The following is a 3,886-nucleotide window of genomic DNA, read 5'->3' as shown; positions in this document are numbered from 1 at the left end:
GGCCCCGCACAGGCCAGCACGATCCGCGCCCGCAGCGCCAGGGCCTGGGCCGATGTCGCCCGACGCGTCCACCTTTCCAACACCGCCCGCTCGTCATCAGACAGCAGCAGCGGTTCCAACTTCGGGCCCCGACGGGGAACTGACGCACCAGCAGCAGAAGTCACACAACTACTAACGATCAACTACTGGCGCAGGACACTAGTAGTCCTGATGGGTCCGCCACCGCGAGGAGCTTCGCGTGCCCGGATCGGGCCCGACGCGACGGCCTCGCCATCACCCGCATCCTGAACGCCTGGGCGACTTACGGGTGATGGTCCCCCAAGGGCACACCCACGCGCAGATTCCACCGGCGCGCCCGGCCGCTCAGCTCCACGGCGGAGAGCGATGGCACATCGAAACGCCAGAATGCCGCCTCGGGCAGGCCCAGCCCCTGGACCGCCGCGCGTACGACGTTCGGCTCCACCCCTGCGAGCAGCCGCCCCGGGATCCGGGCTGCCTCCTCCAACCACGCACCGATACGCTTGCGCAGCTGCAACAGGGACTCCCCACCGTGCGAAGAGCCGGCCGGGTCCGAGAGCCGCTTCGCCACCGCGTCCGGCTCGGCCACGGTCACCTCGTCAAGAGTGCGACCGCGCCCGGCGTCCCACATCCAGATCTGCCAGTACGGGCATCTTGGACGCGGATGATCGCCGGTGAGATCAACATCTCTCGGGTGGTCATGAGACTCTGATTTCGCGTCAACTGCTCGTTGCCAAAGTGCCGTTGGGGGTATCCCGGTGCTTGGGACAGGTCCACGCGCGCTTGGCTCACCCTCCGGCTCGCGGTACTTTCTGCGCGCGATTTTGATGACGGCGCAGCGGAAGCCGGTGGGAATCCGGCACGGTCGCGCCACTGCGAGCCCAGCAAGAACCGCCTCCGGCCAGGGGTGGTGAGGGTCGAGCAAGTCAGACCCGCAGCCGTCGTCGTGTGCACCACCGAGATGGGACGCGTACTCCCGAGGAGGTCCTGCCATGGCGCAGACCGTCGCTCAGCCGACCGCAACCATCCCCGCCGCACCCGCCAGACTGCCGATCGGCGCGATCGTCCCTTGGGCGTCTTCTTAGGCGTCCTGATGCTGGTCATGCTCTACTTCGTCGGCGCCGATCAGGGCGCTACCTCGCTCGTCTCCGGCGAGAATCGAGTGGGTGCACGACGCCCGCCACCTGCTCGGCTTCCCCTGCCACTGACGAGAGGGGCCGGACACCATGAACTCCGCGACCGTCAGAAGCTTCCTGGTCCGCAGCATGCTCGCCGGCCTGGCCGCCGGTCTGCTCGCCCTCGCCGTCGCCTACTTCCTCGGCGAGCCCAGCGTCGATGCGGGCATCTCCTACGAGGATGCCCACTCCAGCGGACCCGGCATGGAAATGGTCAGCCGCACGATGCAGTCCACCGGCGGTCTGGCCACCGGCATCCTCATCTACGGCGTCGCGTTCGGCGGCATCGCCGCCCTCGCGTACTGCTTCGCCCTCGGCCGGATCGGCCGCTTCGGACCGCGTGCGAGCGCGCTGCTTCATTCCGAGCGGGCCTGATCGCCGTGTACGTCGTGCCGTTCCTGAAGTACCCCGCCAACCCGCCGGCCGCGAGTGATCCCGACACCATCGGCAAGCGGACGACCCTGTACTTCCTGATGATCGCGCTCAGTGTGCTGCTGGCCGTCGCCACCGTGATCCTGGGCAAGCGCCTCGCGCCGCGCCTCGGCAACTGGAACGCCACGATCGCGGCGGGCGCGGTTCTTCGTCCTCGCCATCGGTCTCGCGTACGCGTTCCTGCTGGCCGTCAACGAGGCCCCCAAGGACTACCCGGCCACCGTGGTCTAGCAGTTCCGCCTCGCGGCACTGGCCATCCAGGCGACCCTGTGGACCGGCTTCGGCCTTCTCTTCGGCCACCTGGCCGAGCGCCGGCTCGCACCGCGGACGGCGGCACCCCTGCCGCAGGGAGCCACCGCACAGGCAACCCCCGCGCCACACTGAGAAGTAGCACGGTGAAGGGCCCCAGCCGGAGCGGCTGTGGCCCTTCACTCCGTACGGCTAGTGGGCGTCCTCAGAGCACCCGGACCGCGCCGGTCGGCGGGTCCCACGACAGGGGCTTCTCCACGATGCCGGTGGAGGGGTTCTCCGCGCCCACGAAGTTGCCGCCGCCCACGTACAGCGCGACGTGGTAGGCGCCGCTGCCCGCGCTGCCCCAGTACAGGATGTCGCCGGGCTGCAGGTTGTTCAGCGACACCGGAGTGCCCACGGTCGACTGGTCCTGCGAGACGCGCGGCAGACTGATGCCGGCCTGCTTGAAGGCGGCCTGCAGCAGGCTGGAGCAGTCCCAGGAGTTGGGACCGCTGGCGCCCAGCACGTAGGCGTCACCGATCTGCGCCCGGGCGAAGGCGATGACCGCGGCGGCCGAACCGCTGGCCGTGGAGGTCCCGGGGCTCGTCGCGGAGGCGGCCAGGGTGGTCCGCTCGGAGCTGCGGGAGGCGGCCCGGTCGGCGGCGGCCTTACGGGCCTCCTCCGCCTTCTTCTTGGCCTCGGCCTTCTTCTTCGCCTCCGCGAGGTCCGCCTTGGCCTGCTTCGCGGCCTTTGCGGCGGCCGCGTCACGCTCGGCCTGCAACTCGTAGTTCGCGGCTGCCTGCTGCGTGGCGTCCGCGGACTGAGCGACCTGGTTGGCCAGATCGGCCGTCAGGGTGGGCAGTTGCAGGGTCTGCGTCGTCTCGGCTGCGTTCGCCGAGGTCGCACCCGCTGCCGCCATGCTGAGAACTCCACCGGCAACTCCGGCACGCACCGCGAGGTTCGTCGTCACGCTGCGGCGGGGCTTCCGGCGGCTTCGTATGTGAGCGGTGTGGGACATGAGACCAAGCGGTATCAGGGGCTCCTCCATATCTTCAAGAAACGTGTGCTGCACCACAGTTGTTCAGCCGCCGTCCCGAATTCCGGGTGCTTCGCTCTTTATTGACACCGTAACGGACATTGTGGACGCGGGCGTTCAGGCCTGTGATCGGGGACTTTGGCTGGTACGTCCGAATTGGCATCGCATTTACCATCGCTTGAGACCGTTGGCCAAGGCCGGTTCTCGTAGGCCTCTCGCGAATGTGACTGAGGTCACGGAACGGTTGCCGCCGGGCCGACGTCTGTGCGACGACCCCACCGAGGTCCCGCGGTGCTGTAGCTAAGCGGATTAGGAGACGCGGCTTGTGCCGTGGCGCCTGCAGGCGGCGGGTCGCGCCCTCTGGGACGAGTCGCCTCCCGGGTTGCTCTCTGGTGAGCGCCTGGGATCCGGGGGCGTGTGAGGGGCGATCGGGGCGGCGTGCCAAACTCGCCGTGTGGCTTCTAAAGAATTTCGTGGTTCTTCCGGGCCGGCCACGCGTCAGGAAGTCCGCTCGGGAGGCGGGCGTTGGCGGTGAGTTTCGCGGCCAGGCGTTCGGGTCCCATGGTGGGCCGGTCGACTTCCACGAACGCCCGCAGCATCGACCCGTCCTCACTACCGCCGGGCGGTAGTAGAGCAGGGCGTCGGGGATGACGGCCTCGCCGTTGCTGAGGGGGTGGTAGACCTCGGGGATCCAGTCCAGGGGCTGGCAGACGTCTCCGCGCCGGCGGGCGTCCTGCAAGAAGGTGAGGCCGGTCTCGGTCACCGTCAGCGTGTGCCCCACCCGCAGCCGCGCGGCGGTGCGGTCCGACGTCAGCCGCGGCGGCCGCCACTCCCGCAGCTCCGGCCACTCCAAGGCGACATCCACCCCGTACTGGGTGGCGAACCACACCCTGGTGCGGCCAGCGCGCGGCAGGGTGATGCGGTCGACCAGGCCCTCCTGGCGCAGTTTCGCCAGCCGCCGCCTGGTCTGCTCGATCCGCACCCCCGGCGCGAC

3 protein-coding genes, 3 pseudogenes and 1 riboswitch are annotated in these 3,886 nt (G+C 69.3%); of the genes and pseudogenes, 2 read left to right on the top strand and 4 right to left on the bottom strand.

Annotated features, from left to right (window positions below):
* Together ABZZ74_RS52850 and ABZZ74_RS52845 are read right to left on the bottom strand one after the other, a co-directional pair.
* Positions 1 to 119 (bottom strand): annotated as a pseudogene (locus tag ABZZ74_RS52850) (IS630 family transposase); the annotation flags it as partial.
* A 182-nt stretch (positions 120 to 301) separates the two neighbouring features.
* A complete protein-coding gene (locus tag ABZZ74_RS52845; RefSeq protein WP_356951261.1) occupies positions 302 to 613 on the bottom strand; it encodes a histidine phosphatase family protein in 312 nt (103 codons plus the stop codon).
* 200 nt (positions 614 to 813) lie between these two features.
* A riboswitch (cobalamin riboswitch) is annotated at positions 814 to 973 on the top strand.
* A gap of 37 nt (positions 974 to 1,010) precedes the next feature.
* On the opposite strand from ABZZ74_RS52845, the pseudogene ABZZ74_RS52840 reads away from it, so the two are divergent.
* A pseudogene (locus ABZZ74_RS52840) lies at positions 1,011 to 1,226 on the top strand (CbtB-domain containing protein).
* A gap of 18 nt (positions 1,227 to 1,244) precedes the next feature.
* Positions 1,245 to 2,009 (top strand): annotated as a pseudogene (locus ABZZ74_RS52835) (CbtA family protein).
* Between the two features lie 70 nt (positions 2,010 to 2,079).
* On the opposite strand, the gene ABZZ74_RS52830 reads toward ABZZ74_RS52835, so the two are convergent.
* Together ABZZ74_RS52830 and ABZZ74_RS52825 are read right to left on the bottom strand one after the other, a co-directional pair.
* Positions 2,080 to 2,874 carry a C40 family peptidase gene (locus ABZZ74_RS52830; protein WP_356951260.1) on the bottom strand — a complete coding sequence of 265 codons (795 nt, stop codon included), beginning with the start codon at positions 2,872 to 2,874 and terminating at the stop codon, positions 2,080 to 2,082.
* Between the two features lie 34 nt (positions 2,875 to 2,908).
* Positions 2,909 to 3,874 (bottom strand): replication-relaxation family protein, encoded by a 966-nt coding sequence (locus ABZZ74_RS52825; RefSeq protein WP_356951262.1) that lies wholly within the window; start codon positions 3,872 to 3,874, stop codon positions 2,909 to 2,911.
* Positions 3,875 to 3,886: the final 12 nt, after the last annotated feature.

Source organism: Streptomyces sp. NPDC006476 (assembly GCF_040612015.1).
Taxonomy (GTDB): domain Bacteria; phylum Actinomycetota; class Actinomycetes; order Streptomycetales; family Streptomycetaceae; genus Streptomyces; species Streptomyces griseorubiginosus_B.
Note: the sequence above shows the minus strand (reverse complement) of the source record. Positions and strands in the feature narration are given on the sequence as shown.